At 69.5% G+C, this 24035-nt stretch carries 33 protein-coding genes; 19 read left to right on the top strand and 14 right to left on the bottom strand.

The window, feature by feature from the left end; all coding sequences use genetic code 11:
- The first annotated feature begins 230 nt into the window (after positions 1-230).
- Complete coding sequence (locus F4553_RS19185) at positions 231-845, top strand: class I SAM-dependent methyltransferase (protein WP_184837932.1); 615 nt, start codon at positions 231-233, stop codon at positions 843-845.
- Positions 846-849: 4 nt separating this feature from the next.
- Here the strand turns inward: F4553_RS19185 and F4553_RS19180 are convergent, their stop codons facing one another.
- Complete coding sequence (locus F4553_RS19180) at positions 850-1362, bottom strand: hypothetical protein (protein WP_184837930.1); 513 nt, start codon at positions 1360-1362, stop codon at positions 850-852.
- 103 nt (positions 1363-1465) lie between these two features.
- Positions 1466-2188: an HAD family hydrolase gene (locus F4553_RS19175; RefSeq protein ID WP_184837928.1), complete on the bottom strand. Its 723-nt coding sequence runs from the start codon at positions 2186-2188 to the stop codon at positions 1466-1468.
- Between the two features lie 135 nt (positions 2189-2323).
- Between F4553_RS19175 and F4553_RS19170 the strand changes: the two genes are divergently transcribed.
- A complete protein-coding gene (locus tag F4553_RS19170; RefSeq protein WP_184837926.1) occupies positions 2324-3238 on the top strand; it encodes a DMT family transporter in 915 nt (304 codons plus the stop codon).
- 77 nt (positions 3239-3315) lie between these two features.
- On the opposite strand, the gene F4553_RS19165 is transcribed toward F4553_RS19170, so the two are convergent.
- Positions 3316-4269, bottom strand: a complete 954-nt coding sequence (locus F4553_RS19165; RefSeq protein WP_184837924.1) for an HpcH/HpaI aldolase/citrate lyase family protein — start codon at positions 4267-4269, stop codon at positions 3316-3318.
- Positions 4270-4365: 96 nt separating this feature from the next.
- Between F4553_RS19165 and F4553_RS19160 the strand changes: the two genes are divergently transcribed.
- Positions 4366-5208, top strand: coding sequence for an SDR family NAD(P)-dependent oxidoreductase (locus F4553_RS19160; RefSeq protein ID WP_184837921.1), 843 nt, complete (start codon positions 4366-4368; stop codon positions 5206-5208).
- On the opposite strand, the gene F4553_RS19155 is transcribed toward F4553_RS19160, so the two are convergent.
- Positions 5205-5726, bottom strand: coding sequence for a DUF4190 domain-containing protein (locus tag F4553_RS19155; protein WP_184837919.1), 522 nt, complete (start codon positions 5724-5726; stop codon positions 5205-5207). The two genes, F4553_RS19160 and F4553_RS19155, sit on opposite strands and share 4 nt — an antisense overlap.
- Positions 5727-5818: 92 nt before the next feature.
- Here F4553_RS19155 and F4553_RS19150 point away from each other — a divergent pair, with 92 nt between their 5' ends.
- The gene (locus tag F4553_RS19150) at positions 5819-6595 is read left to right on the top strand and encodes an SDR family NAD(P)-dependent oxidoreductase (RefSeq protein ID WP_184837917.1); all 777 of its coding nucleotides are present in this window, start codon (positions 5819-5821) and stop codon (positions 6593-6595) included.
- Between the two features lie 62 nt (positions 6596-6657).
- On the opposite strand, the gene F4553_RS19145 is transcribed toward F4553_RS19150, so the two are convergent.
- Together F4553_RS19145 and F4553_RS42475 are read right to left on the bottom strand one after the other, a co-directional pair.
- Positions 6658-7248, bottom strand: a complete 591-nt coding sequence (locus F4553_RS19145; protein ID WP_184837914.1) for a DUF4190 domain-containing protein — start codon at positions 7246-7248, stop codon at positions 6658-6660.
- Positions 7249-7363: 115 nt separating this feature from the next.
- On the bottom strand, positions 7364-7876 hold the full coding sequence (locus F4553_RS42475) for a DUF4190 domain-containing protein (RefSeq protein WP_184837911.1): 513 nt from the start codon (positions 7874-7876) through the stop codon (positions 7364-7366).
- Positions 7877-8063: 187 nt separating this feature from the next.
- Between F4553_RS42475 and F4553_RS19135 the strand changes: the two genes are divergently transcribed.
- The 3 genes from F4553_RS19135 (at position 8064) to F4553_RS19125 (ending at position 10136) form a co-directional block, all read left to right on the top strand.
- Positions 8064-9254 (top strand): acyl-CoA dehydrogenase family protein, encoded by a 1191-nt coding sequence (locus F4553_RS19135; protein ID WP_184837909.1) that lies wholly within the window; start codon positions 8064-8066, stop codon positions 9252-9254.
- A 151-nt stretch (positions 9255-9405) separates the two neighbouring features.
- Positions 9406-9813 (top strand): hypothetical protein, encoded by a 408-nt coding sequence (locus F4553_RS19130; RefSeq protein ID WP_184837907.1) that lies wholly within the window; start codon positions 9406-9408, stop codon positions 9811-9813.
- A gap of 5 nt (positions 9814-9818) precedes the next feature.
- Positions 9819-10136: a DUF3817 domain-containing protein gene (locus F4553_RS19125; RefSeq protein WP_184837905.1), complete on the top strand. Its 318-nt coding sequence runs from the start codon at positions 9819-9821 to the stop codon at positions 10134-10136.
- 61 nt (positions 10137-10197) lie between these two features.
- Here the strand turns inward: F4553_RS19125 and F4553_RS19120 are convergent, their stop codons facing one another.
- Together F4553_RS19120 and F4553_RS19115 are read right to left on the bottom strand one after the other, a co-directional pair.
- The gene (locus F4553_RS19120) at positions 10198-10563 is read right to left on the bottom strand and encodes a thioredoxin family protein (protein WP_184837903.1); all 366 of its coding nucleotides are present in this window, start codon (positions 10561-10563) and stop codon (positions 10198-10200) included.
- A 129-nt stretch (positions 10564-10692) separates the two neighbouring features.
- Complete coding sequence (locus tag F4553_RS19115) at positions 10693-11166, bottom strand: MaoC family dehydratase (RefSeq protein WP_184837901.1); 474 nt, start codon at positions 11164-11166, stop codon at positions 10693-10695.
- Positions 11167-11448: 282 nt separating this feature from the next.
- On the opposite strand from F4553_RS19115, the gene F4553_RS19110 reads away from it, so the two are divergent.
- The 8 genes from F4553_RS19110 (at position 11449) to F4553_RS19075 (ending at position 17202) form a co-directional block, all read left to right on the top strand.
- A complete protein-coding gene (locus tag F4553_RS19110; protein WP_184837899.1) occupies positions 11449-11961 on the top strand; it encodes a hypothetical protein in 513 nt (170 codons plus the stop codon).
- Positions 11962-11992: 31 nt separating this feature from the next.
- Positions 11993-12622 carry a TrmH family RNA methyltransferase gene (locus F4553_RS19105; protein ID WP_184840908.1) on the top strand — a complete coding sequence of 210 codons (630 nt, stop codon included), beginning with the start codon at positions 11993-11995 and terminating at the stop codon, positions 12620-12622.
- 55 nt (positions 12623-12677) lie between these two features.
- Positions 12678-13328 carry a DUF6758 family protein gene (locus F4553_RS19100; RefSeq protein ID WP_312875261.1) on the top strand — a complete coding sequence of 217 codons (651 nt, stop codon included), beginning with the start codon at positions 12678-12680 and terminating at the stop codon, positions 13326-13328.
- 145 nt (positions 13329-13473) lie between these two features.
- Positions 13474-13632 carry a hypothetical protein gene (locus F4553_RS19095; RefSeq protein WP_184837897.1) on the top strand — a complete coding sequence of 53 codons (159 nt, stop codon included), beginning with the start codon at positions 13474-13476 and terminating at the stop codon, positions 13630-13632.
- Positions 13633-13637: 5 nt separating this feature from the next.
- The gene (locus F4553_RS19090; protein ID WP_184837895.1) at positions 13638-14465 is read left to right on the top strand and encodes a PH domain-containing protein; all 828 of its coding nucleotides are present in this window, start codon (positions 13638-13640) and stop codon (positions 14463-14465) included.
- 130 nt (positions 14466-14595) lie between these two features.
- A complete protein-coding gene (locus F4553_RS41060; RefSeq protein WP_246466411.1) occupies positions 14596-15354 on the top strand; it encodes a SigE family RNA polymerase sigma factor in 759 nt (252 codons plus the stop codon).
- A gap of 2 nt (positions 15355-15356) precedes the next feature.
- Positions 15357-16532 carry a hypothetical protein gene (locus F4553_RS19080; RefSeq protein ID WP_184837893.1) on the top strand — a complete coding sequence of 392 codons (1176 nt, stop codon included), beginning with the start codon at positions 15357-15359 and terminating at the stop codon, positions 16530-16532.
- 52 nt (positions 16533-16584) lie between these two features.
- Complete coding sequence (locus F4553_RS19075) at positions 16585-17202, top strand: MarC family protein (protein WP_184837892.1); 618 nt, start codon at positions 16585-16587, stop codon at positions 17200-17202.
- 7 nt (positions 17203-17209) lie between these two features.
- Here F4553_RS19075 and F4553_RS19070 read toward each other — a convergent pair whose 3' ends face one another.
- The gene (locus F4553_RS19070; RefSeq protein WP_184837890.1) at positions 17210-17449 is read right to left on the bottom strand and encodes a hypothetical protein; all 240 of its coding nucleotides are present in this window, start codon (positions 17447-17449) and stop codon (positions 17210-17212) included.
- Between the two features lie 127 nt (positions 17450-17576).
- Here F4553_RS19070 and F4553_RS19065 point away from each other — a divergent pair, with 127 nt between their 5' ends.
- Positions 17577-18413, top strand: coding sequence for a RecB family exonuclease (locus F4553_RS19065; protein ID WP_184840903.1), 837 nt, complete (start codon positions 17577-17579; stop codon positions 18411-18413).
- Positions 18414-18570: 157 nt separating this feature from the next.
- On the opposite strand, the gene F4553_RS19060 is transcribed toward F4553_RS19065, so the two are convergent.
- Positions 18571-18987 carry a Fur family transcriptional regulator gene (locus F4553_RS19060; RefSeq protein WP_184837888.1) on the bottom strand — a complete coding sequence of 139 codons (417 nt, stop codon included), beginning with the start codon at positions 18985-18987 and terminating at the stop codon, positions 18571-18573.
- 167 nt (positions 18988-19154) lie between these two features.
- Here F4553_RS19060 and F4553_RS19055 point away from each other — a divergent pair, with 167 nt between their 5' ends.
- Positions 19155-19673, top strand: coding sequence for a DUF2231 domain-containing protein (locus tag F4553_RS19055; protein ID WP_184837886.1), 519 nt, complete (start codon positions 19155-19157; stop codon positions 19671-19673).
- A 248-nt stretch (positions 19674-19921) separates the two neighbouring features.
- On the opposite strand, the gene F4553_RS19050 is transcribed toward F4553_RS19055, so the two are convergent.
- Positions 19922-20140 (bottom strand): hypothetical protein, encoded by a 219-nt coding sequence (locus F4553_RS19050; protein WP_184837884.1) that lies wholly within the window; start codon positions 20138-20140, stop codon positions 19922-19924.
- A gap of 19 nt (positions 20141-20159) precedes the next feature.
- Between F4553_RS19050 and F4553_RS19045 the strand changes: the two genes are divergently transcribed.
- A complete protein-coding gene (locus F4553_RS19045) occupies positions 20160-20339 on the top strand; it encodes a hypothetical protein (protein WP_184841289.1) in 180 nt (59 codons plus the stop codon).
- Between the two features lie 5 nt (positions 20340-20344).
- On the opposite strand, the gene mscL is transcribed toward F4553_RS19045, so the two are convergent.
- From mscL to F4553_RS19030, 3 genes are all read right to left on the bottom strand, one after another.
- A complete protein-coding gene (gene mscL, locus F4553_RS19040; protein ID WP_184837882.1) occupies positions 20345-20722 on the bottom strand; it encodes a large conductance mechanosensitive channel protein MscL in 378 nt (125 codons plus the stop codon).
- 117 nt (positions 20723-20839) lie between these two features.
- Positions 20840-21133, bottom strand: coding sequence for an FmdB family zinc ribbon protein (locus tag F4553_RS19035; protein WP_184837880.1), 294 nt, complete (start codon positions 21131-21133; stop codon positions 20840-20842).
- Positions 21134-21201: 68 nt separating this feature from the next.
- Complete coding sequence (locus F4553_RS19030; protein ID WP_312875260.1) at positions 21202-21765, bottom strand: 5-formyltetrahydrofolate cyclo-ligase; 564 nt, start codon at positions 21763-21765, stop codon at positions 21202-21204.
- A 60-nt stretch (positions 21766-21825) separates the two neighbouring features.
- On the opposite strand from F4553_RS19030, the gene F4553_RS19025 reads away from it, so the two are divergent.
- Positions 21826-24033 (top strand): diguanylate cyclase, encoded by a 2208-nt coding sequence (locus F4553_RS19025; protein ID WP_312875259.1) that lies wholly within the window; start codon positions 21826-21828, stop codon positions 24031-24033.
- Positions 24034-24035 lie beyond the last annotated feature (2 nt).

The following is a 24035-nucleotide window of genomic DNA, read 5'->3' as shown; positions in this document are numbered from 1 at the left end:
TGATCGCCGCGCGGACGGGCGCTCGGATCGCGCGGCCGTCCGGCCCCGCGAGGATCCCGGGGATCAGGGTCGCGAGGGTCACGTCGCTGCGGTGGAGGACCACCGCTGTTGGATGACCCGTACGTACCCATGCCGGACAGCGTAATCCACGTCACGGTGGATTCCGCACCGGCGGTTGGGCGATGTAACCCGCTAGTTGGGGTGAGAATCCGACAGCGGACAATCACCGGGTGACGGCCGAACACTTCTTCACTGAAACGCCGACGACCCCGGCCCGCCCCCGCGAGGTCGAATTCTCGGTGGCCGGGGTCGACTTCGCGCTGACCTCATCGACCGGTGTCTTCTCCGGTGCGCGGCTCGATCCCGGTACGGCGGTGCTGCTCCGCAAAGCCGACCTGCCCGGGCCCGCCACCAGCGGAGACCTGCTCGATCTCGGCTGCGGATACGGACCGATCACCGCAGTGCTGGCCACCGTCGCGCCGAAGGCCCGGATCGTGGCGATCGACGTCAACAGCAGGGCCCGTGAGCTGACCGAGGCGAACGCGTTGCGCCTCGGCATCGCGGACCGGGTCCTCGTCGCCGCGCCGGACGACGTACCGGACGAGCTCACGTTCACCCAGATCTGGTCGAACCCGCCGATCCACATCGGTAAGCCGGAGCTGCACGCCCTGCTCGATCGCTGGCTGCCCCGGCTCGCGCCGGACGGTGTCGCCTGGCTCGTCGTCGCGAAGAACCTCGGCGGCGATTCGCTGCAGCAGTGGCTGATCGGGCGCGGTTACGACGTGGAGCGGACCGCCAGCCAGAAGGGATTCCGCATCCTGCGGCTCACTCTCACGGCTGCCTGAGGGGTCACTCCGTCGGCGGCTTGCGGACGCGGTGCAGGCGGAAGGGCTTGCGGGTCACGGTGGTCGCGGTCGACGGGCGCGGCGCCGTCGCCTCGGAGGCGTCGGGCAGCGCGGCACCCGCGGTCGCCGCTCCCGGCACCGGGCTCAGGCTGACGACGAGGCACTGCTCGGCCCAGCGCGCGGCGAGCGCCTCGGCGGTGCCGGGTGCGTTGAGCCGCTTGCCCGCGAGCTGCACCGCCACCCGCTCCCACTCCTCGGAGCCGGGCCGGAGCTGCGTGATCGTGGCCGGGTAGGTCACCACCCGGCCACCGTGGTCGCCGCGCAGGGTGACCGTCGCGGTGGCGTTGTCGGCGGCTGCTTCGGCGAGGCCGGGCAGGGACTGCTCGCCGGGTCCGGTGACGAGGTGCAGACGGCCCTCCAACGGCATCACCCACACGGCGTAAGCGGTGCCGTCGCCGATCCCCACCCACGCGATGGCGGCCTTCTTCGCGGCTTCCTCCACCAGCACATCACTCATGACCCACATTATGGCGCCGCCTTCGACATCGCCGGCAGCGTCCCCGAACACCGGCGGGACGCTGCGACGCGGGCCTCGCCGGGGTCGGCCGAGCTCAGGGTGCTCAAGCGAGGGCGGCGAGGGTGTCCGGCTGGAGTACGCCGGTCGCCACATCGGCGAAACGGCTGAGCGACGTGACGGCCGGACCGCGGAACTCGTCGTCGGGGCGGAAGGTGAGGTGCCCGGCGAGGTCGGGTGCGGCGAGGCGGAAGGCGGTCATGCCGAGTGCCGCAGCGCCGGTGAGCTCCTGCGAGCTGCCGTCACCGAGGTAGAGGCACCGGTCGGGGGAGACCCGCAGCGCCGCGCAGGCGGCGAGGTAGATCGTCGGGTCCGGTTTGCAGGCTCCGATGTGCACGGAGAAGATCGCCGTATCGAGCAGGGGTGCCACGGGCAGCCTGGTCAGCAGGTCGGGCAGCTCCCAGCAGCAGTCGCTGACGAGCGCGACGCGCAGCCCGGCTCCCCGGCAGCGGCGCAGGGTGGCGACGGCGTCGGCGCGCAGGCGGGTGTCCGCGGTGATCGCGGCCACCCGGGCGGCCTGCGCTTCCCGCAGCTGCCGACGGGTGACGTGCAGGCCGAGCTGGTCGGCGATCCAGCACAGCGTGGCGAGGGGGCCGCCGGTCTCGCCCCGGGCGCGGGCGTAGAAGGACCGGTCGAGCAGCGCGGTGAGCTCGTCGATGGGGCAGCCGAGGAGCTCGGCGACGCGATGATGCCCGGGACCGCGTTGGACGGCCTGGGTCAGCGTGCCGTAGAAGTCGAACAGCACGGCGTCATGCGTTTTACCTGACATTTTGTCTGCCCCGTTCACCTGCCGTTTACGCCAGAACCTCCGAGAGTAGGCGTGCGATTACCGAGGGTGCATCGGCCGATCGAACAATGAGTATTCACGTAAGTGCTCATGGTGACCGTGACAAGATCTCGGATCATGCCGGAGAAGCCCGTCGCCATCAGCCCCGCGACCATCACCGCGCTGGTGGTCGCGATCACCACGGTGTCGTCGTCGGGGCCGCTCATCGCGTACGCCGCCGCGCCCGCCCTGGTGCTCGCCTTCTGGCGCAACGCCCTCGCGACCGGCCTGCTCATCCCCTTCGCCGCGCTGCGTCGGCGGGAGGAGCTGGCGCGGCTGTGGCGCGACGGCGAGCTGCGCTGGAGCGTGCTCGCCGGGTTCGCGCTCGCCGCGCACTTCGCCACGTGGATGAGCGCCGCGCAGCTCACCAGCGTCGCCACCGCCACCGCGCTCGTCTGCTCGCAGCCCGCGTGGGCGGGATTGATCGCGTTCTGCCGTGGTCAGAAGCTCGGGGTCGCGACCTGGATCGGGATCGGACTCGCCGTCATCGGAGCCGTGATCGCCACGGGCGCCGACGTGCGGCTCGGACACGACGCGATCCTCGGCGACATCCTGGCGCTCGCGGGCGGGCTCTTCGCGGCGGTCTACACGACGCTGGGGGAGCGGGCCCGCCAGCAGTCGAGCACGGCGAGCTACACGACCGTCTGCTACGCGGTCTGCGCGGTCCTGCTCGGTGTCGCGTGCCTGGCGACCGGCTCACCGCTGATGGGGTTCACCGCGCAGACCTGGCTCGCGATCATCGGCCTCACCCTCGGCGCGCAGCTGCTCGGCCACTCGATGCTCAACTTCGCGCTGCGCGAGGTGTCGGCGACGATGATCGGCGTGCTGGTCCTGCTGGAGGTGCCGGGAGCTGCGCTCATGGCGTGGCTCTGGCTCGACCAGGTGCCCCCGGCCGCGGCATGGCCGGGGGTCGCCCTCGTCGTCGCGGGCGTCGCGGTGGTCATCCTCGGCAACGGCCGCCGCCAACCCCGCGAGGCCCCCGCCGAGCTCTGACGGCTGGTCACGTTTTGCAGCAAAGCGTGCTCATTTCGCTTTTCGAAGCCACGCTTTGCTGCAAAACGTGACCGGCGTCAGGCGGGTGCGGTGAAGGTCTGGGTGCGGGACATCCCGGCGGCGCGGCCCTTGCCGGCCATGACGAGCGCCATCTTCCGGGACGCCTCATCGATCATCTCGTCGCCGAGCATCACCGCGCCGAGCCGGCCGCCGGCCTCGGAGGTGTAGTGCTCGTAGGCGTCGAGGATCAGCTCGGCGTGGTCGTAGTCGGCCTGCGACGGGGAGTAGACCTCGTTGGCCGCGTCGAGCTGGCCGGGGTGCAGGACCCACTTGCCGTCGAAGCCGAGAGCAGCGCTCCGCTTCGCCACCTCGGTGAAGCCGTCCACGTCGCGGATCTGCAGGAACGGGCCGTCGATCGCCTGCTTGTCATGCATCCGGGCGGCCATCAGGATGCGCATCAGGATGTAGTGGTAGGGGTCGCCCGGGTAGTCCGGGTGCAGCGCGCCGACGACGAGCGACTTCATGTTGATGCTCGCCATGAAGTCGGCCGGGCCGAAGATGATCGTCTCGACCCGGGGTGAGGCGGCGGCGATGGCGTCCACATTCACCAGCCCGGCGGCGTTCTCGATCTGGGCCTCGATGCCGATGCCGCCCAGCGGCAGGCCGAGCGAGCGCTCCAGCTGCGTCAGCGTCAGGTCGAGCCACTCGATGTGGGCGGCCGACTGCACCTTGGGCAGCATGATGCAGTCCAGGTTGGCGCCCGCGCCCTCGACGATGTCGATGACGTCGCGATAGGTCCACGGCGTGGTGAGGTCGTTGACGCGCACGACCCGAGCCTTGCCGCCCCAGCCGCCCTCGTTGAGCGCGGCGACGATGTTCTTGCGGGCATCGGGCTTGGCGAGCGGCGCGACCGCGTCCTCCAGGTCGAGGAAGACCTGGTCGGCGGGGAGCCCTTTCGCCTTGTCCAGCATCTTGACGCTGGAACCGGGCACCGCCAGGCAGGACCTACGGGGACGACCGATGGCACCCATGCATCGACTCCTGTATTTTCACGGCGCAAGGCTCGGCGCCTTAGCCATCGTTCACTAGTGACCACACGGTAACCTCGCGGCGTGCGAGAGGAGAACATGTCTGTGGAAGATCTCACGAGTCGCCCCGGGAAGGTCGCGGTCATCACCGGGGGCAGCTCCGGCATCGGCCGCGCGGCCGCCGTCGAGCTGGCGCGGCGGGGGTGGCTGGTCGCCCTGGTCGGGCGCGATCCGGGCCGTCTGGATGCTGCACTCTCGGCGGTACGCGAGGCGGCGACCGGACCCGACCCCATCGGCTTCCAGGCCGACTTCACGTCGTTCGCCAGTGTTCGCGAGCTCGCCGATGCGCTGCGGACCCGGGTGCCCCCGATCGACCTGCTCGCCAACAACGCCGGTGCGGTGATCCGGGGCCGACAGACCACTGTGGACGGGCATGAGACGACGATCCAGACCAACCACCTCTCGGCGTACCTGCTGACGGTTCTGGTGAAGGATCGGCTCGCGCCCGCGGCACGGATCGTGACCACCGCGTCGACCGCGCACTCGATGGGGACGCCGGACCCGGCCAACCTGGACGCGACCGGCAAGCGCTACAGCGCGTGGCGGGCTTACGGCGAGTCCAAGTCGGCGAACATCCTCTTCGCCGCGGAGTCCGCGCGGCGCTGGCCGGACGTGCTGTCGTTCTCGTTCCACCCGGGTGTGGTGACGAGCAACTTCGGTACGCCGGCCGCACAGCTCTTCTACCGGATCGCGCCCGGCCTCTCGTCACCGGAGGAGGGCGCGGACACCCTGGTGCACCTGGCGACGGCACCGGCGGCGGAGCTCGTCAACGGTGCCTACTACGCCAAGCGCAAGCAGGTCCGGCCCAACCGCGCGCTTGCCGATCCGGCGCTCGCCGAGAAGCTGTGGGATGAGAGCGCCGCTCTCGTCGGTCTCGCCTAGAAGTCGCCGCTCTCGTCATAGCTCGACCACGAGCCGAAGATGAGGACGCAGAAGAAGATGATCGCGATCATCGAGATGCCGAAGCCGATCCAGCCGACGATGATGCCGGCGAGGGCCATGCCGTCGCCGTCCTCACCCCGCTCCTTGATCTGGCGGCGGGCCGTGTGCCCGAGCATCGCGCCGACGACGCCCGGCAGGCCGTAGCAGACGAGCAGGGACGCGATCGAGACCACCATCGCCGCGATCGCCATGCCGTTGGTCGGCCGGGTCGGCACGTAGACGTAGGCCGGGTAACCCTGCGGCCCCGGCGGACCCCAGGCGGGCTGGCCGGGGTAGCCCATCGGCGGAGGGTAGCCGAGCGGGGCGGGGCCGGGCTGCGGCGGAGCACCGGGCTGCGGCGGAGCGCCGGGCTGCGGCGGAGCGCCGGGCTGCGGCGGAGCGCCGGGCTCGAACGGGGTGGCGCCGGGTAGCGACGGGTCTGGAGCGCCGGTCGGGTCCGGATAGCTGGGCAGTGTCATGAGGGCTCCAGGTCTCGGGAGACGCGTGTCGCACACGGTAGACGGCCCGGGCTAGGTTGTGGGGGACGGACTCCTCGACAAGGATCGGACATATGCAGAACACCGACACCTTCCGGCTGGACGGCCGGGTAGCCCTGGTCACCGGCGCGGGGAGCCCATACGGCATCGGGTTCGCCACCGCCCGCCGCCTAGCTGACCTGGGCGCGAAGGTCGCGATCGTCTCCACCACCCGGCGCATCCACGACCGGGCGGGTGAGCTGGGAGTGACGGGGTTCGTCGCCGATCTGGCCGACGAGGCCGAGGTCGGCGCTCTCGCCGACGCCGTCGTGGACCAGATGGGCGAGGTCGACGTGCTCGTCAACAACGCCGGTCTGGCGAGCCGGGCCTCGCCGGAGATCATCCGTCCGGTGACGCAGCTCACCACGGACGAGTGGCGGGCCGAGATCGACCGCAACCTCACCACCGCGTTCCTGTGCAGCCGGGCATTCGCCGAGGGCATGGCGGTGCGCGGCTGGGGCCGCATCGTCAACCTCTCCGCGACCGCCGGACCGGTCAACGCGCTCCCCGCCGAGGCCGCCTACGCAGCGGCGAAGGCGGGTGTCCTCGGGCTGACCCGCGCGCTCGCGATGGAGCTGGTCACCGACGGGGTGACGGTCAACGCGGTCGCGCCGGGCCTGATCCACACCTCCGCCTCGACGCTCGTGGAGCTCAAGCAGGGCTACGGCTCGCCGATGGGCCGACCGGGCACCCCGGACGAGGTGGCGAGCTGCATCGCGTTCCTCTGCTCGCCGAGCGCGTCCTATGTGACCGGCCAGCTCCTCGTGGTCGACGGCGGTAACAGCGTGCGCCAGGCGGCGGCCTTCGCCTGAACCGTGTGGCATGACGAACGGGGGCGGACCGAGTCGGTCCGCCCCCGTTCGTCATGCGTGGATCAGAAGTTCGTCCAGCTGTCGCTGAAGTTCCAGAAGAGGCCGACGATGAAGGAGACGATGCTCAGACCGGCACCGATACCACCGGTGATGATGCCGGCCAGGGCCATGCCGTCGCCGGACTCGCCGCGCTCCTTGATCTGCTTGCGGCCGATGACGCCGAGCGTGACACCGACGCCGCCGACGACGACGCCGAGCAGCGCGCAGCAGCAGATCAGAACGATGCTCGCGATGCCGGTGCTGAGGGCGGCGATCGCCAGCGGGTTGGTCTTGCCGCTGGCCGGCGGGCCGTAGGCGTAGGGCGCGGCGGGCTGGCCGTAGGGCTGCTGCTGCGCGTACGGGTCGGGCTGCTGGGCATAGGGCGGAGCCGACGACGGGTCGGGCTGGCCATAGGGGGCCGGCGACGCCGGGGGCTGCTGAGCCGCGTAGGGGTCCGGGTAGGACGGAGCGGCCGGAGCCGGGCTGACGGGCGGCGGAGCCAACGGGTCCGAGTAGGTCGGCGGCTGCGGCGCCGCGTACGGGTCGTACGACGGCGGCTGGGCGTCCGGCGGCTGCTGGCCGTAGGGGTCGTTGCCGCTCGGCGGGTAGGTCATGGTGGCTCCTGTCGGGTGATCGTCGCGGTGGTGCTGGTCGCGGTGGTCGTCGGAGTCGTGCGTCCCCGGTCGGTCGCGCGGTCGTTCGGGTCGCGCGCCCTTCACGGGTAAACTACTAGTCGTCGTAGCTGCTGGAGTATCCCTCGTTGAAGCTGTCCATGAAGGTGGGGTCGTTGACGGCGAACAGAACGATGGCCACCACGGCGATGATGGAGAGGACGACAGCGCTCCAGCCGGTTATGACACCGGCGAGCGCCATCCCGCGTCCGTTCTCGCCGCGCTCGCGGATCTGCTTCATGCTGACGTGGCCGAGGATCGCGCCGACGAGTCCCACCAGACCGCCGAGACCATAGCAGCACAGGAGCACGAGGCCGACGATGCCCAGCACCATGGCCGCGATCGCCATGCCGTTGGTCCGCGCCGACTGCACCGGATAGGCGCCGTAGGGGTTGGTGTAGGCGGCGGGCGGGCCGTAGGCACCGTATGCAGGCTGCTGACCCGAGTAGTCCGGCTGCGGGTATGGCGTCGCGTAGGGATCCGGCGAGACCGGCTGCACCGGGGACGCGTACGGGTCCGGCGAGGCGGGCTGCTGACCGTAGGGGTCGTTTCCCGTCGGCGGGTAGGTCACGAGGGGCTCCTAGGTGTAGCGAGGGGTCAGAAGCGGTGAGATCGAGGTCGCGCCCGCAGGGTACTCGACGCGGTGAAGGATTTCACAGGTGTTCTGTGTCGTGGACACCTGTGCCAGGCCCCACCGTAGCGAGATACTTCAACACACCTAAGTGACCGTTCAGTTAACTTCGGAATGGGAGCCGCACATGGCCCGTCTCGCACGCACGCCCGGCCTGACCGATGTCCAGGTCTCGATCCTGGAGACCGTCCGGGAGTTCGCGAACAGGGAGATCATCCCCCGGGCCCAGAAGCTGGAGCACAGCGACACCTACCCGGAGGAGATCGTCGACGGCATGCGGGAGATGGGGCTGTTCGGCCTCACCATCCCGGAGGAGTTCGGCGGGCTCGGGGAGTCGCTGCTCACCTATGCCCTTGTCGTCGAGGAGCTCTCCCGGGGCTGGATGTCGATCAGCGGGATCGTCAACACCCACTTCATCGTCGCCTACCTCATCTCCCAGCACGGCACCGACGAGCAGCGGCGACGCCTGCTGCCCAGGATGGCGACCGGCGAGGTGCGCGGCGCCTTCTCGATGTCGGAACCCGAGTGCGGCTCCGACGTCTCCGCGATCAAGACCCGGGCGGTCCCGGACGGCGACGACTATGTCCTCAACGGCCAGAAGATGTGGCTGACCAACGGAGCCTATTCGAGCGTGGTCGCGACCCTGGTCAAGACCGACCTGGGCGCCGACTCCGTCTATGGCGACATGACGACCTTCCTGCTGGAGAAGGAGCCCGGCTTCGGCGAGACCGCCGCCGGACTCACCATTCCCGGCAAGATCGAGAAGATGGGCTACAAGGGCGTCGAGACGACGGAGATGATCCTCGCCGACCATCGCGTACCGGCCGCGTCGATCCTGGGCGGCACTCCCGGCAAGGGCTTCTATCAGATGATGGACGGCATCGAGGTCGGCCGGGTCAACGTCGCCGCGCGCGCCTGCGGCATCTCGATCCGCGCCTTCGAACTCGCCGTCGCCTACGCCCAGCAGCGACGCACCTTCGGCAAACCCATCGCCGCCCACCAGGCCGTCGCGTTCAAGCTCGCCGAGATGGGTACGAAGATAGAGGCGTCCCACGCCCTCATGGTGAATGCCGCGCGTCTCAAGGACAGCGGAGCTCGCAACGACGTGGAGGCCGGGATGGCGAAGCTGCTCGCCTCGGAGTACTGCGCCGAGGTGGTCCAGGACTCCTTCCGCATCCACGGCGGCTACGGGTACTCCAAGGAGTACGAGATCGAACGGCTGATGCGCGAGGCGCCCTTCCTGCTCATCGGCGAGGGCACCAGCGAGATCCAGAAGACGATCATCTCCCGCGGCCTCCTCAAGGAGTACGGCGCCTGACCCGGCAGCAGGTCCCAGATCGCCGCAACTCTTCAAGAGTTGGTCCTAACGGGCTTTAGGACCAACTCTTGAAGAGTTGCGGCGATCTGGGCCTTAGCCGGCGGTGTGCTCGCAGGAGGCTCACAGGGGGCGGCGGGTAGTCTGGCCAACCGTGCGCCCCCTGCTCACCCCACGCTGGCTGCTTCGCCACGGCATCGCCCTGGTGCTCGTGCTGGCCTGTGCCGGGCTCGCCTGGTGGCAGGTGACCCGGGCGATGGGCGGCAACTCGCTGAGCTTCGGCTACGCACTGCTCTGGCCGGTCTTCGGCCTCTTCGTCATCGTCATCTGGTGGCGCGAGGTGCGGGTGGTCCGGCACGGCGAGCCGATCGAGCCGGACCGGCCGGCGCCGGCCGAGGGGTTCCGCGCTCCGGTGATCACCCGCCATGTGAGCAGGGCCACGGCAGCCGACGACGTCGACGACGATCCGGTCCTGGCGGCGTACAACGAATACCTGCGCACCGGCATCCGGAGTGATGGAGCGCGCGCTGAGAATTCTGACCGCATCTCCCGATCGGAGTGAGCCCCATGCCCGCTGCTCTGAAGCGCTATCGCATCGCCGCCTATGTCGTGGGCGTGATGCTCCTGCTGCTCGTCGCAGTCGCGATGCCGCTGAAGTACTTCGGTGACAACGCCACCCCCGTCGAGATCATCGGCCCGATCCACGGCTGGCTCTTCGCGATCTACCTGGTGATCACGTTCGACCTGGCCCGGCGTACGTCCTGGCCGTTGCGGCGGACGCTCGGCGTGATGATCGCGGGCACGATCCCGCTCGTCTCGTTCTACGCCGAGCGTAAGGTCGTCGGCTGGATCGGCGAGATCGAGCCGGTCCCCGCCGCCGCCTGACCCGTACTGACGACGCTGCCCGGAACACCTTCACGGTGTTCCGGGCAGCGTCGTCTTGTCGTCAGGCCTGCGATTGAGCGGCGACCTGCGCACGGACCTCGTCCATGTCGAGTTCGCGGACCTTGGTGATGAGCTCCTCCAGCGCGGCACCCGGAAGTGCGCCCGGCTGCGCGAAGACGATGACTCCGTCACGAACCGCCCAGATGGTCGGAATCGAGCGGATGTCGTACTTCATCGCGAGGTCCTGGGCCTCCTCGGTGTCGACCTTGGCGAAGGTGATGTCCGAGTGGGTCTCCGAGGCGGCCTTGTAGACCGGCGCGAAACGCATGCACGGTCCGCACCAGCTCGCCCAGAAGTCGACGAGCACGATGCCGTCGCGCCCGGTTACCTCGTCAAAATCGGCCGAGGTCAGATCCACGGTGGCCATGTGTCACTCCGATCGAACGTCGAATGGTCTTCGTCAATGGAGAACCATCACGGTGCGACGGGAATTCCCGCGTATCCGTGACGAAGTGTCCCACGTCACCCTACCCGGGAGGGTTGTCACGAAGCCCGTCTAAGACGGTGAGTCGGCGGTCACCGGAGCCTTCGGAACCATGACCTTGCGCTTGAAGATGCAGACCATGGTGCCGTCCTGCTTGTAGCCGCGGGTTTCGACGGCCACGATGCCCCGATCGGGCTTCGAGGAGGACTCGACCTTGTCGAGAACGGTGGTCTCACCGTAGATCGTGTCGCCGTGGAAGGTCGGCGCGACGTGGCGAAGCGACTCGACCTCGAGGTTGGCGATCGCCTTGCCGCTCACGTCGGGAACCGACATGCCCAGGAGCAGGGAGTAGATGTAGTTGCCCACGACCACGTTGCGCTTGAAGTCCGTCGCCGTCTCCGCGTAGTGCGCGTCGAGATGCAGCGGGTGGTGGTTCATCGTGAGCAGACAGAAGAGGTGGTCGTCATACTCCGTGACGGTCTTTCCGGGCCAGTGCTTGTAGACAGCGCCGACCTCGAACTCCTCGAAATAGCGACCGAACTGCATCGTCCGTCACCCCTGACATCACGGAAGTGTGGTGGCTGATCGCCTGACCCTGGAACGCAATGAGCGGCGAGGCCCTCACGCACCCGCCGCCCACGCTCTTGAAATGGATTTTGCTCCTATCCAAGACCCGTGTATAGAGATTCGCGCGAGATGCCCATCACAAAACGGAGAGAAGTTCACTACTCACGCTCAGTGACGGCCTTACGGGCAGCTCGGAACCAATCTGGCCGGAGACCGCACACGCCCAATTTACGGGCATATGCTGGGGTCAAGGAGGTCGCCATGCCGAGCCAATCAGCTCACGGCCAGCGAACCCGGTTCGCGCCGCCGATAGCCTTTGGACCCGATGAGTGGGACCTGCTCATCCGGCTCCCCGCCCGAGTGATGATCGCCGCCACCTCCGCCGAGCCCGACAGCGACGAGCGCACCGTCGCCGAAGGCTTGGCGGGCATCGACGCGATCGCCGCCGGAACCATCTCCGACTCGGATCTCGTCCGAGCGGTCGTCGGGGCGATCTATGCCGAGCAGGATCCCGATCCGCCGAGCGCCGAGCAGTTCCTCGACCGGCACGCCGGCATCACCGAGGTGCTCGTCAACTGCCGGGCCGCGAGTGCGGCACTCGGCAGGCGAGCGGACCCGGCCGACGCCAACGCGTACCGGCAGTGGATCACGTCCATCGCGGCCCGGGTCTGCGGCGCCTCGCGTTCGGGCGGGATCTTCGGTCTCGGCGGCGCCACGGTCAGCACGGGGGAGAAGACCTTCCTCGACGACCTCTACCGGGCGCTCAACGCGTAGATTCTCTCCGGTGCACAGCGACCCGGAAGTGATGGACGAGCAGCAACTCGCGGTCGGGGTGGGCCCCTGGGAGGGGCCCTGGCCCGACGACGCGCGCCTCGACGAGCAACTGCTGCGCGAGGGCGACCGGCGCAACGTCGTCGACCGCTACCGCTACTGGCGGCACGAGGCGATCGTCGCCGACCTCGACACCCGCCGTCACGGATTCCACGTCGCGATCGAGAACTGGCAGCACGACCTCAACATCGGCACGGTGGTACGCACCGCCAACGCGTTCCTCGCGGCGGAGGTGCACATCGTCGGGCGCCGCCGGTGGAACCGCCGCGGCGCCATGGTCACCGACCGCTACCAGCACGTGCGGCACCACCCCGGTATCGAGGAGTTCGCGGCCTGGGCGCACGGGACCGGCCTCGCCGTGATCGGGATCGACAACCTGCCCGGCAGCCGGCCGCTGGAGACGGTGACCCTGCCGCGTGACTGCGTCCTGCTCTTCGGCCAGGAGGGCCCCGGCCTCTCCGATGCCGCCCGGGCGGGCTGCGACCAGCTCTTCTCCATCGCCCAGTTCGGCTCCACCCGCTCCATCAACGCGGGAGTCGCCTCCGGCATCGCCATGCACGCGTGGATCCGGTCCTACGGCGACCTCGCGGGTCTGAACTCCTGATCTTTCTTGTCGCTCCGAGTTGACGGGGCGGTCCAGCAGGCGGAGGGTTGAAGCTATGGCGGTGACGGTCTCGTGCCCGCGGTGTGGCGGCCCGGTGCGGCCACCCGATCTGATGTCCTCGGCCTGGCGCTGCGACCACTGCGGGCCGACACCACCGCTGCACCGGACCGAGCGGATCAGCTCGGAGATCCTCACCGCGACCACCGACCGCGCGGCCGAGCTCGGCTTCCCCGTGTGGTGCCTGTGGCCGCTGCCGACGGGCTGGACGGTGACGGGTGTCGCCTGGGTCGGCGATGAGCGCAGCGGCATCAGTGCCACGGCGCTCGCCTGCACCGGTCCCTCCCCGCTCACCGACGGTCCGGCCGATCTGGTCTTCGTCGCCGAGGAGCTGAGCGTCGGACTCGGTGCCCGCCTGGCGGGGCTGCCCGGTCCTGATCCGGGACCGCAGCTCAGCGAGTTGGCACAGTCTTCGGAGGCGCACGCGAAGGTCCGCACGGGGGGCCGGCCGACTCCACTGTGGGCACTCGACACGCCGGATGACCGCAGCGTCTATGTGGGCGAGGCGATGGGCCGGTGGCTGTGGGCGGTGGCCTTCCCCGCGCCCGCGGGCTACCTGCTCACGGAGCCCGTTGAGCTGCAGGATCTTGCCGAATGGCAGCCCACGGAGCTCGTCTTCGGTGCCAGCTCGCCTTACCTTCAGGGTTAGCCGGGACATCAGCGGTTGTCGTCTTCGGACGCCCGCATCGAATGGGTGTCGGGATGTTCGCTAATGATTCACTGAGGACACATGAGCTGATACTCTGAGTGGGTTCGCGGCGCAACACGGTGCCGCACGGAGGGGGTTGGCCCGCATGGTCAAGAAGATCCTCGTCTGGGGCTCGGTCGCCTTTCTGATCTTCTTCGTGGCGTTCCGCCCCGATTCGGCGGCCAACGTCGTGAAGTCTCTGGGCAGCACCGTCATGGATGTCGCGCAAGGGTTCGGCGACTTCTTCTCGAGTCTCGTCGCCTGACCCGCATGGGTGGGCTTTACGAGCCAGACGGTCCCGAAGAGCCGGGACGCCGCGAGCGGGATACGGAGCCGATCCCCCGCACGCGGAGCGAAGCACACTCATCGTCCGATGACGACACTTTCGTCGGTCGCGCGCACGTCGGCGCGAACGTCGGTGGCGGCAGCGGTGGTGGTGGCGGCGGTTCCTACGACGCACCCGATTACGACGATCTGCCGGAGATCTCGGCAGAGGAGCTCGCCGGTCTCGGGTCCGACGGTCCGATCTCGGTCGGTCCGCGGCGTGTGCTTCCGCTGGCTGATGAGCCGAGCTCGCTGGTGGCGCGCTACCTCTTCCCGACCGAGCGTTATCGGGGCGAGTGGCGCAAGCACTGGATCCACCTCACCAACCACATCCTGGTCGGTGCGGTGGCCACCCTGGTGCTCGGTTACCTGACCGGCTTCCTGGCGAAAAATACGATTCCCGGCCTCAGCATCATCGCCGTGGTCGTCTATGCATTGATCATGGGTTGGGTCGCCTGGAGCGTCGCCGACTGGTATTTCGACCGGTTCATCCTGACCAACAAGCGAGTCATGGTCGTCAAGGGTCTCATCACCCGCGACGTGGCCATGATGCCGCTGCTCCGGGTGACGGACATGAAATACCAGCAGTCACCGCTCGGCCGCATGCTCAACTACGGCACCTTCGTTCTTGAGTCCGCGGGTCAGGATCAGGCGTTGCGCGAGGTCAAGAACCTGCCCAACCCCAACGAGCTCTACCTGCGCGTCGTCGAAGAGATGTATGAGCCGGCAGCGGTCGAAGCAAGGCTCGGCAAGGACGACGAGGGCGACGGCTGAGCACCCGGTCATTCGCCCGCAGAAATACGACCCTTTCCACCACTGGTTCCATACCGGGTTGATGTGTCAGCCTGTCTCCTGAATCGCGTTTGCGGGGAGGGCGGTGGGCAGGGTGGCTGAACGGGCTGCAATGGAGGATGAGTTCCGCGAGTTCGTGGCGGCACGTTCATCGGCCCTGTTGCGGACGGCCTACTTGCTCGCCGGTGACTGGGCCACCGCGGAAGACCTGCTGCAGACCGCGCTCACCAAGACCTACCTCGCCTGGAAGCGTCTCGGCGAGATCGAGGCGGTCGAGCCCTATGCCCGCCGAGTGCTCGTCAACACGGCGACCTCCTGGTGGCGGCGGCGCTGGCACGGTGAGCGCCCCACGGAGTTCCTGCCCGAGCGCGCGGCACCGGACCGCCTCGATGAGCAGCTCAACCGAGATCTTCTCTGGAAACATGTGAAGGCACTCCCGGCACGACAACGAGCCGTGCTAGTTCTGCGTTTCTACGAAGACATGTCCGAAGCACAGACTGCCGCCCTGCTCAACATCTCGCCCGGCACGGTCAAGAGCCAGACCTCCCGCGCGCTCGGCACCCTTCGTCAACGGCTCGCGGCTGAGGGCGTCCAGGCCCCCGGCCTCCTCGGCCTGCCCGCTGCGGCGGCCCCGGCCAAGGCGTCCGGAGCCAGGACACCCGTGGCCAGGACGCCTGCGGCCAAGGCGTCCTCGACCACGGCGCCCGCCATGAGCGAGCCCGCCGCCGAGCAGCCCGCGCCCGTCGCGGAGCAGCCCGAGCGTGCGCTCGCCCGATCGGTGCGCCCGGTCGAGCCGCGCCGCAGCGTGCCCAAGCCCCGTCTCTCATCCGAGAACATCGCCGCCGTTCCGGCGACGGCCGAGGGACGATGATCATGCTTGAGGACGCCCTGCGCGACATGTTCGCCGTCCACGCCGAGCGGGCCCCCGTCGCCGACGACCCCGCGAGCGTGGCGATCACCTTCGCCCGCGAGCGTGACCGCCGCCGCCGGATGATCGGCGGTTTCGCCGTCGCCATCGTGCTCGTCGTGGTCGTCGGTGGCACCTTCGGCATGCGCAGCTGGTGGCTGCCGATGCAGGCCGGTCTGCCGGCATCGCAGGCCAACGCCCTCAGCGGCGGCGGGGACCTTCCCCAGTTCGGCCCCGTGGTCAGCGACGCGGAGCTCGCCGCCACGCCGCTGGAGCTGGGGCTCGACATCTATGTCGGCGGCGGCCGGATCGCCACCCGCGACGGCGCCTGGTTCACGCTGGAGGGCGTCGGCGACGTGCTCCAGGTGGTCCGGGTCCCCGATGGCTGGGTCTACGGCGGTGTCGACCGGGTCCGGTTGATGCATACCGACGGGACGATCGTCGACCTGCTCAACGAGGCGTCCCGGTGGCTGCTCAGCCCGCACGGCGACCAGCTCGTCTCGATCGTCGGCCGCACCGCGAAAATCTGGCAGCTCACGGCGAAAGGCCTGAGCCAGCCGATCGCCGCGACCGTCCCGGCCGGCGTGGTTCCGATGGCCTTCGTCGCCGACCGCGTGGTGCTGCGCAACCTCGAGGGCAAGTTCGACTACTGGCAGCCGCAGGGGACCTACCGCCCCACGTGGACCTTCCAGTTCAGCAGGGTCTTCGACAGTCTCGGCGACAACTCCTTCGCCCTGCTCGACGGTGTCAACCAGTGCCTGGTGCGGATCAACACCGCCAACGGCGGCCTGCCCACGGGCTCGGCGCTGGGCTGCGGACCGAGCCTCGCCTTCGCGCCCGAGCGGGGTGTCGTCTCTCCCGACGGCTCGCTGCTCGCCGTGCCGACGGTCAAGGGACTCAACATCGTGGCGCTCGCCGGGTCCAAGGTGACGGCGTCGCTCCAGTCGGCGGCCGAGCCCATCGTCCTCACGACCTGCCAGGCCGATCTCGAAACGGTCCCGGTGTGGTCCTCCACGGACACCGTGGTCAGCACTGCGGCGGGCGGGCTTATCGCCTGCTCCATCAACGGCCCGCGGCGTAGCGTGACGCTGCATCGGGGTGTCACCGGGACGGGATGGCAGCTGGTTCCGATCCGCGCGTGATTTTGCCCGCTCGCTGCCGCATGCCCGGCTCCGGCCGTGCTATTTACACGGAGTGGATATAGCTCTGTTCGGCACCGTCTTCGTCACGCTGCTCGTGATCACCGATCCGCCCGGAATGGTCCCCATCTTCCTGGCGCTCACCGGCCCGCTCCCCGCGAAGGAGCGCAACCGTGCTGCCTGGCAGGCGGTCGCCCTGGCGCTCGTCGTGATCGTGATCTTCGCTGTCGCCGGTCAGACGATCCTCGACTACCTGCAGATCGACCTGCCCGCTCTGAAGGCGGCGGGCGGGCTGCTGCTCGTACTCGTCGCGTTGGAGCTCTTGACCGGGAAGACGGACGCGCCGTCGGACCAGGCCACGTCCAACATCGCGCTCGTGCCGCTGGGAACGCCGCTGCTCGCGGGCCCGGGTGCGATCGTCGCCACGATGCTCTTCGTCAAGGACGCCACGAGATTCCCTCAGTACGCCGCGATCGCGGTCGGGATCTTCGCCGTCATGCTCTCGGTCTGGCTGGTGCTGCGCTTCTCCGGCATCATCGTCAAGGTGCTCCGGCCCGGCGGCATCGAGGTGCTGACCCGGATCGCCGGTCTGCTGCTGGCGGCGATCGCCGTGCAGCTCATGGCTGCCGGGGTCGGCGACTTCGTCTTCGAATACCAGCAGGCCCACCCGTAACGGGAGGCTAGGCGCCCGATGTCGCGGCGTCGCGCCTGACGACGCGGACGGTGACCCTGCCCCCGGCGAGATCGACGCCGGCGCCGTTGGCGACATCGTGCCGGCGCTGCTTCATCTCCTCCACGTGCTCCGTCTGCCTGTGCTTCGACGGTCGGAAGAGTCCATCGATCTCGGCGAGTCCCGCGGAGACCACGGCGGTGCTGGCGGTGTTGTCGTCGCCGCCACGCATCCAGCGCAAAAGTCCCACGGCGGGCTCCCGTCGATTCTGGCCGCATGAGGGGTGCGAGCCGGTCGTGCCAGTGTCGCACTCCGATGGCAGGATCGACCAGGTGACCAGAGATCGAGCAGTCCCGCAGCAACTCGGCTTCGACGGGATGCCGGAGCGGCTCTTCGTCTGCACGCCCAGCAAGCTCGCCTCCTTCGACGACTGCCCCCGCCGATACCGGCACACGTACATCGATCGGCCGACCCCGCCCAAGGGCCCGCCGTGGGCGCACAACTCCCTCGGTGCCAGCGTGCACACCTCGCTGAAGAACTGGTATGCGACGGCACCCGACCGGCGCCGCCCGGAGATCATGCTGACGCTGCTGCGCGGCACCTGGGTCCGCGAGGGGTACCGCGACGACGCGCAGGAGCGGGAGGTCTTCGACCGGGCCCTGGGCTGGCTGGAGGCGTATGTCGAGACGCTCGACCCCGTCGACGAACCGCTGGGGGTGGAGCGCACCGTCGCGGCGAAGACGTCGGTCCTCGCGCTCAGCGGCCGGGCCGACCGCATCGACTCCCGTGACGGTGAGGCGGTGATCGTCGACTACAAGACCGGGCGGACGGGCCTCGACCAGGACGACGCGCGTGGATCGCAGGCGCTGGCGCTCTACGCCTACGCGGCGGCCCGGGTCTTCCGGCGACGATGCGTGCGGGTCGAGCTGCACCACCTGCCGACCGGCACGGTGGCGGCGCACGAGCACACCGAGGAGTCACTGGCCCGGCAGGTCGCGCGGGCCGAGGGCACGGCCCGCGACATCATGGCCGCCGAGCGGGCGCTCGCCGACGGCACACCGCCGGACGCCGCCTTCCCGATGCAGCCGAGCTCGCTGTGCTCCTGGTGCGACTTCCGCAAGGTCTGCCCCGGCGGCGCAGATGCGCCGGTGAAGCAGCAATGGGAGGCGGTGGATAACGCGCTGGCCCGAGGAGTGGGGGAGCGTGGCGCGTGAGGCCCCGCAGGGCGCGCCGGGGTGGTGCTGTGCTGGCCCGAGGAGTGGGGGAGCGGAGCGAGTGAGCCCCGCAGGGCGCGCCGGGGTGGTGCTGTGCCGGCCCGAGGAATGAGGGAGCGTGGCGCGTGAGCCCCGCAGGGCGCGCGTGATTTCTCGGCTAGTCGGGCGAGCTCTGGCAGGCGGGGCACAGCCCCCAGTAGGTCACTTCCGCCTCGTCGACGGTGAAGCCCGCCGTCGAGCTCGGGTCGAGGCAGGGTGCCGCGCCGACCGCGCAGTCGACGTCGGCGATCTTGCCGCAGCCCCGACAGACGATGTGGTGGTGGTTGTCGCCGATCCGGGCCTCGTAGAGCGCGGGCGAACCGGCCGGCTCGATCCGGCGCGCCAGCCCCGCTCGGGAAAGGGCACCGAGCACGTCATAGACGGCCTGGGTGGAGACGCTGTCGAGGCGCTCCCGGCAGCGGCGGGCGATCTCGTCGACCTCGAAGTGGCCGCCCGTGTCGAGGATCTCCAACACGGCGAGGCGCGGCTTGGTGATCCGCAGACCACGCGCGCGCAGCAACTCCTCGGGGGACATGCGTCCATCGAAACATGAGCCCTGGACGCGTTCAAGAAAACGCAACAAGATCGTGAGCAGTGACTCAACGGCTGGGACACGAATAATGCTCTGCGGCCTTAGGCTGCTCTTACGGGGATCCAAGCCGAGGAGTTTTCGGCGTTTGTCGCGTCAACGAGGAGGCGTCGTTGTTCAACGAGATCAACGGGATTCCGGCCCACCCGCTACTGGTGCACTTCGCGGTCGTCTTCGTTCTGCTCCTGGTGGTCGGATCGGTGGTCTATGCGCTGGTCCCGTTCCTGCGGAAGCGCATCGGCTGGGCGGTGGTCGCGCTCGCGATCGTGGCGCCGGTCTGCGCCTGGTTCGCCAAGGAGGCCGGCGAGTCGCTGCGCGCCGCCCGGTTCGCGGTGCCCGGCCTGCCCGCCAACATCGTCGCCGGGCTCGACGACCACCAGCGATTCGGTGAGCTCACCGAGTATTTCAGCCTGGGGTTGGGCGTCGCCACGCTGCTGCTCGTGCTCGTCTCCACGGCCCGAGGCCGGGCGACGGTGGCCGAGGGCGGCGACGGCGAGCCGATGCCGAAGCGCAGCACGGGTGCGCTGATCGCCACGGTCGGTCTCTCGATCGTGGTCGTGGTGCTGGCGGGGTTCACGGCCTACTACATCTACAAGACGGGTGACAGCGGCGCGAAGCTGGTCTGGTCCTGACGGATCAGCCGCGCTCCATGATCGGCGCAACTCTTCAAGAGTTGCGCCGATCATGGGCTTAGCGGGACGCGAGGATGCGGGCCGAGGCGGGATGATCGCGCTGGTTCCCGGAAGTAAGCCCCAACCCGGCGCGGGCAGGGGAATGTTTCCGACAAACAACGTGATCATGCGGCGCGGAAGGGCCTGTTTCCCGGAAGCGGCGTGATCATGCGGGCGGCAGGTGGGAGCGATGCGACCAGGCGGCGCCGTCAGCTACGGAGTGCGAACGAGCAGAGCACCGCGATCAGGATGAGCAGCGCCCCCGCCGCGACGGCGAGCGTGACGTTGCGTGCCGACCGCTCGATCTCGTCGATCGCGGCATGGTCCTGCTCAGGCAGGATGCGGGGCGGTTCCGTCAGTGCCGCGAGCGGCGGCTGCCACCCCTTCGGCGCCGGAACACCCGTGGGCGGGCCCGCGTAGTCACCCACGGTGGGTACGCTGTTCAGCGTGGTAGGTGACGACCTGACGGCCGCTGATTTCCCGTCCGATGACCGGGTGGTGGAGTTCGACGACGACGCGCCCGCGCTGCCGGCGCAGACCCGCGACGACACCGACGCGGGCTGGGGCGAGAGCTCGAGCTCCAACGACGACCGGCTGCTGGCGGAGCGCCCGCCGCACTGGGACTGATCGCATCACCGGCGGGAGATCCCGTCGCGGATCTCGGTGAGCAGGCGGACCTCGTCGCTCATCTCCTCCGGTGCGAGCTTGCCCGCGCGGGCGCGCCGCTCGTTCATCCGGTTGACCGGCACGACGACGAAGAAGTAGAGCGCGAGCGCGGTCAGCAGGAAGGTGATGACCGCGTTGATGAAGGCGCCGTAATCGAACGGCACGCCGTTGATCTTGAAGATGCCGCCTACCTCGTTGCCGCCGGTCAGCACCTTGATCAATGGTTCCAGGAACGACTGCGTGAACTGGTTGATGACCGCGCCGAAAGCGGCGCCGATGACGATGCCGACCGCCAGATCGACGACGTTGCCTCTGGTGATGAAATCCCTGAACCCCTTGAGCATTGATTCAGGCTATTTGTCCGCTTCGCCAGGGGGACGGCAAGACTCGCCGCCCGCCCGTTTTAGGACCAACTCTTGAAGAGTTGCGGCTTGTGGGAGGCGTCAGGCGGCTGGGAGGCGTCAGGCGGCGGGGGCGGGAGTCGACGACGAAGACGACGGGGCCGGGGTCGACTGGGCGGGAGCCGGGGTCGACGACGGGGTCGAGGACGGAGACGCGGGGGCCGCTGCGGAGGCCGCGTTACGCGAGTCCGTGCGGTAGAAGCCGGAGCCCTTGAAGACGACTCCGACACCGGAGAAGAGCTTGCGAAGCTTGCCGTCACAGGCTGGGCAGACCGTCAGCGACTCATCCGAGAAGGACTGGACCGCCTCGAGCTGGTGACCACAGGCGGTGCAGGCGTACTGGTACGTCGGCACGATCTCCTCCACGGGGGTTTGGCACTCGGAATGGGCGAGTGCCAATGGTACCGACTCATCCCGGCGTCTCACAGCCCACCTGTGGCGAACCACACCACACCGCCGAGCGGGGTGATCGCTCCGGTCACTCGTTGATCATGAGTTTCCGCCGGTACGGCGTCCGCCAGCTCCCCGTCGTGGAGCAGCGCGACGACCGTCGCCCCCCGATCGGCCCGGGCCAACGCCCGGTCGTAACTGCCGCCGCCCCGCCCCAACCGCAGGCCCGTCCGGTCGACCGCGAGTGCCGGCACGATGATCAACTGGGCGGAGGCCACGGCGAACAGGCCCAGTGGAGCGGCGTCGTCCGGGACCATCCAGTCCAGATCCCGATCCGGCAGGGTCAGCGGCACGATGATCCGCGCTGCCGGGGCAGCGGTGCGGAGCACCTGCACCAGGTCCCCGCCGGGCTCCGTGCCGAACGGCTGGTAAGCGGCGATCGTGGTGGGGCCGATTCGGCGTACCAGAGCGGAGAGATGGACCTCGACGCGCCCGGCGGCGAGTTCCAGCTCCGATTGCGTGCGGGCTCGACGTGCCTTGAGCAGCACAGACCTCGCAGCGGGCTTGTCCCCCGGAAGAATCAAGAAATCGTGCACGCGACATTTCTTCCACAAATCGGTTAGTTCCACAAAAGGCACGTTCACCGGGGAGGAACAGTGACGCTGCGCACGCGGCTGACGACTGCGTTTTTGGTCGTCGTCCTCGGACCGGTGCTGATCGGTGCCATCGTCATGGGCACGATCACCACGGCGATCAGCCGGGATCGCGCCGATGAGCGGCTCGATCTCGCGGCCGCGACGGTTCGCAACTCGATCGGAGCGCTCTGCGGGCAGCTCACCGCGGTCGCCGAAGCGATCGCCGCGACACCCGAGGCGGATCGGCCGGCGCTCGCCGACCGCTTCGTGCTCCGGGGGATCGCCAGCGGCGTGCACGTCGAGCCGGTCGACGGCCTGGCGGAAGGGCTCACCACCGCCGAGTCGCCGCCGCCGCCGTGGGCGGACTGCTCCGGTCGTCCGTCGGTCGAGGCCGGGCCCGCCGCCTATGAGGCGATCGCGGCCCGGGTCGAGCTGGTCCGCGCGGACGGCACCGCCGTCGGCACGGTCTGGGCGGCGCGGACCGTCGACGAGGACTTCCTTCAGCAGCTCGCCGACGCCACCGGCGTCGAGATCACCCTGCTCTCCGGCTCCGGCCGCAGCGAGCAGGGCGTCGGCAGGCCCACGGCCGACCCGGGCGCACCGCTCAACCCGACGCCGACCGCGGAGACCGTCGACCTCTCCGAGCCGGGCGGCGACACCGAGGCGATGCTGAAGGACCCGGGTGCCCACGCAGCCGCGGTGATCGAGGCCGGGATGGTCACGATCGACCTCGGTCCGGCCGACGGCTCGCCGCTGCCGCTCGTGCTCTCCGTGCCCAACCCCGGCGCCGCGGGCCGCTACGCCATGCTCGCCGCCGTCGTGCTCGCGACCGCGGCGATAGCGGTGCTCGCCGCTCTCTGGCTGGCCCGGACCACCACCGAACCGCTCGTCGCGCTAGCCGCCGCCGCCGACAGGGTCGCCGACGGCGACCTCGGCGCCCGGGTCCCGGTCGTCGGCGACGACGAGGTCGGCCGACTCGCCGGTGCCTTCAACCGGATGACCGGCGAGCTCCAGTCCTATGTCGAAGCGCTCACCGCGAGCCGGGACCAGCTCCGCGGCCACCTCGGCGTGCTCGGCGACACCCTCTCCAGCACCCACGACCTCAACCGGATCCTGCAGGTCATCCTCCAGACCGCTCGGCACGCCACCGGTGCCCGCGCCGGGATCGTGCTCCTCGCCGACCCGGCCACCGGCACGCTGCTCGGCCAGTGCACCGAGGGCCTGCCCGACGCCGACCCGGTGCGGGTGCCGATCGGCGAGGGCCTGCTCGGCTCCGTCGCCGCCACCGGCTCGCCGGTCCGCGGCCGGATCGACCGCGACGGGCCGATGCTGCGCGCGGGGGAGCCGGAGTGCCGGACCTATGTGGTGGTGCCGTTCGCCGCCGTGCCGTCACCGCCGCCCGTCGCCACCGCCTTCAGCGGCGGGGACGGCGTGCTGCGCGGGGGTTCGCCGCTCTGGCCGGCCGGGCTGCCCGCCGCCTCCGGGGTGCTCGCGCTCTATGACCGGATCGGCCGCGACGAGTTCGACGCCGGTGACCTCGACACGCTGCGCACCTTCGCCGGGCAGGCCGCCGTCGCCGTCGACAACGTGCGGGTGCACGAGGAGGCACAGCGTCTCTCGGTCACCGACCCGCTCACCGGGCTGTTCAACTACCGCTCGCTGCGCGACTGCATCCGACGCGAGGTCGAGCGGGCCCACCGCTTCGGGCGGCGGCTCAGCGTCCTCGCACTCGACCTCGACAAATTCAAGGAGATCAACGATTCGTACGGGCACGCAGCCGGCGACGTCGTCCTCGCCGAGTTCGCCCGCCGGATCCGGCACGAGATCCGCGAGGTCGACCTCGCCTTCCGCCACGGCGGGGAGGAGTTCGTCGTGCTGCTCCCGGAGACCGACGCCGTCGGCGGCTCCACCGTCGCCGAACGCCTCTGCACCGCGCTGCGTGCCGCGCCGATCGTCGTACCGGCCCGGGGCCCGGAGGGCGAGCCGATCACCGTCGAGGTGACCGTCTCGATCGGTGTCGCCGTCTACCCGGATCACGGGGTCACCTCATCGGCGGTTCTCGCTGCCGCAGACGACGCCCTTTACTCCGCGAAGGCGGCGGGACGCAACACCCATCGGGTCGCCAGGGATGCCGAAGAGGAGATCCCGACCTCGTATTTCACCGCAGACACCGCAGCCAGCGGCGTGGCGGGCGGGACACACACACCTCGCCAGGGTCCCGGCCGATAGTC

Source organism: Allocatelliglobosispora scoriae (assembly GCF_014204945.1).
Lineage (GTDB): Bacteria > Actinomycetota > Actinomycetes > Mycobacteriales > Micromonosporaceae > Allocatelliglobosispora > Allocatelliglobosispora scoriae.
This window is presented reverse-complemented; position numbering and strand designations above follow the sequence as displayed.

Coding starts and splice junctions, on each gene's coding strand:
- F4553_RS19095 (WP_184837897.1), top strand. CDS start 13,474: ATGGTCAAGAAGATCCTCGTCTGGGGCTCGGTCGCCTTTCTGATCTTC.
- F4553_RS19175 (WP_184837928.1), bottom strand. CDS start 2,188: ATGTCAGGTAAAACGCATGACGCCGTGCTGTTCGACTTCTACGGCACG.
- F4553_RS19110 (WP_184837899.1), top strand. CDS start 11,449: ATGCCGAGCCAATCAGCTCACGGCCAGCGAACCCGGTTCGCGCCGCCG.
- F4553_RS19180 (WP_184837930.1), bottom strand. CDS start 1,362: ATGAGTGATGTGCTGGTGGAGGAAGCCGCGAAGAAGGCCGCCATCGCG.
- F4553_RS19060 (WP_184837888.1), bottom strand. CDS start 18,987: ATGTCCCCCGAGGAGTTGCTGCGCGCGCGTGGTCTGCGGATCACCAAG.
- F4553_RS19080 (WP_184837893.1), top strand. CDS start 15,357: ATGCTTGAGGACGCCCTGCGCGACATGTTCGCCGTCCACGCCGAGCGG.
- F4553_RS19090 (WP_184837895.1), top strand. CDS start 13,638: ATGGGTGGGCTTTACGAGCCAGACGGTCCCGAAGAGCCGGGACGCCGC.
- F4553_RS19170 (WP_184837926.1), top strand. CDS start 2,324: ATGCCGGAGAAGCCCGTCGCCATCAGCCCCGCGACCATCACCGCGCTG.
- mscL (WP_184837882.1), bottom strand. CDS start 20,722: ATGCTCAAGGGGTTCAGGGATTTCATCACCAGAGGCAACGTCGTCGAT.
- F4553_RS19065 (WP_184840903.1), top strand. CDS start 17,577: ATGCCGGAGCGGCTCTTCGTCTGCACGCCCAGCAAGCTCGCCTCCTTC.
- F4553_RS19155 (WP_184837919.1), bottom strand. CDS start 5,726: ATGACACTGCCCAGCTATCCGGACCCGACCGGCGCTCCAGACCCGTCG.
- F4553_RS19120 (WP_184837903.1), bottom strand. CDS start 10,563: ATGGCCACCGTGGATCTGACCTCGGCCGATTTTGACGAGGTAACCGGG.
- F4553_RS19100 (WP_312875261.1), top strand. CDS start 12,678: ATGGCGGTGACGGTCTCGTGCCCGCGGTGTGGCGGCCCGGTGCGGCCA.
- F4553_RS19145 (WP_184837914.1), bottom strand. CDS start 7,248: ATGACCTACCCGCCGAGCGGCAACGACCCCTACGGCCAGCAGCCGCCG.
- F4553_RS19105 (WP_184840908.1), top strand. CDS start 11,993: ATGGACGAGCAGCAACTCGCGGTCGGGGTGGGCCCCTGGGAGGGGCCC.
- F4553_RS19165 (WP_184837924.1), bottom strand. CDS start 4,269: ATGGGTGCCATCGGTCGTCCCCGTAGGTCCTGCCTGGCGGTGCCCGGT.
- F4553_RS19150 (WP_184837917.1), top strand. CDS start 5,819: ATGCAGAACACCGACACCTTCCGGCTGGACGGCCGGGTAGCCCTGGTC.
- F4553_RS19160 (WP_184837921.1), top strand. CDS start 4,366: ATGTCTGTGGAAGATCTCACGAGTCGCCCCGGGAAGGTCGCGGTCATC.
- F4553_RS19135 (WP_184837909.1), top strand. CDS start 8,064: ATGGCCCGTCTCGCACGCACGCCCGGCCTGACCGATGTCCAGGTCTCG.
- F4553_RS19125 (WP_184837905.1), top strand. CDS start 9,819: ATGCCCGCTGCTCTGAAGCGCTATCGCATCGCCGCCTATGTCGTGGGC.
- F4553_RS41060 (WP_246466411.1), top strand. CDS start 14,596: ATGGAGGATGAGTTCCGCGAGTTCGTGGCGGCACGTTCATCGGCCCTG.
- F4553_RS19115 (WP_184837901.1), bottom strand. CDS start 11,166: ATGCAGTTCGGTCGCTATTTCGAGGAGTTCGAGGTCGGCGCTGTCTAC.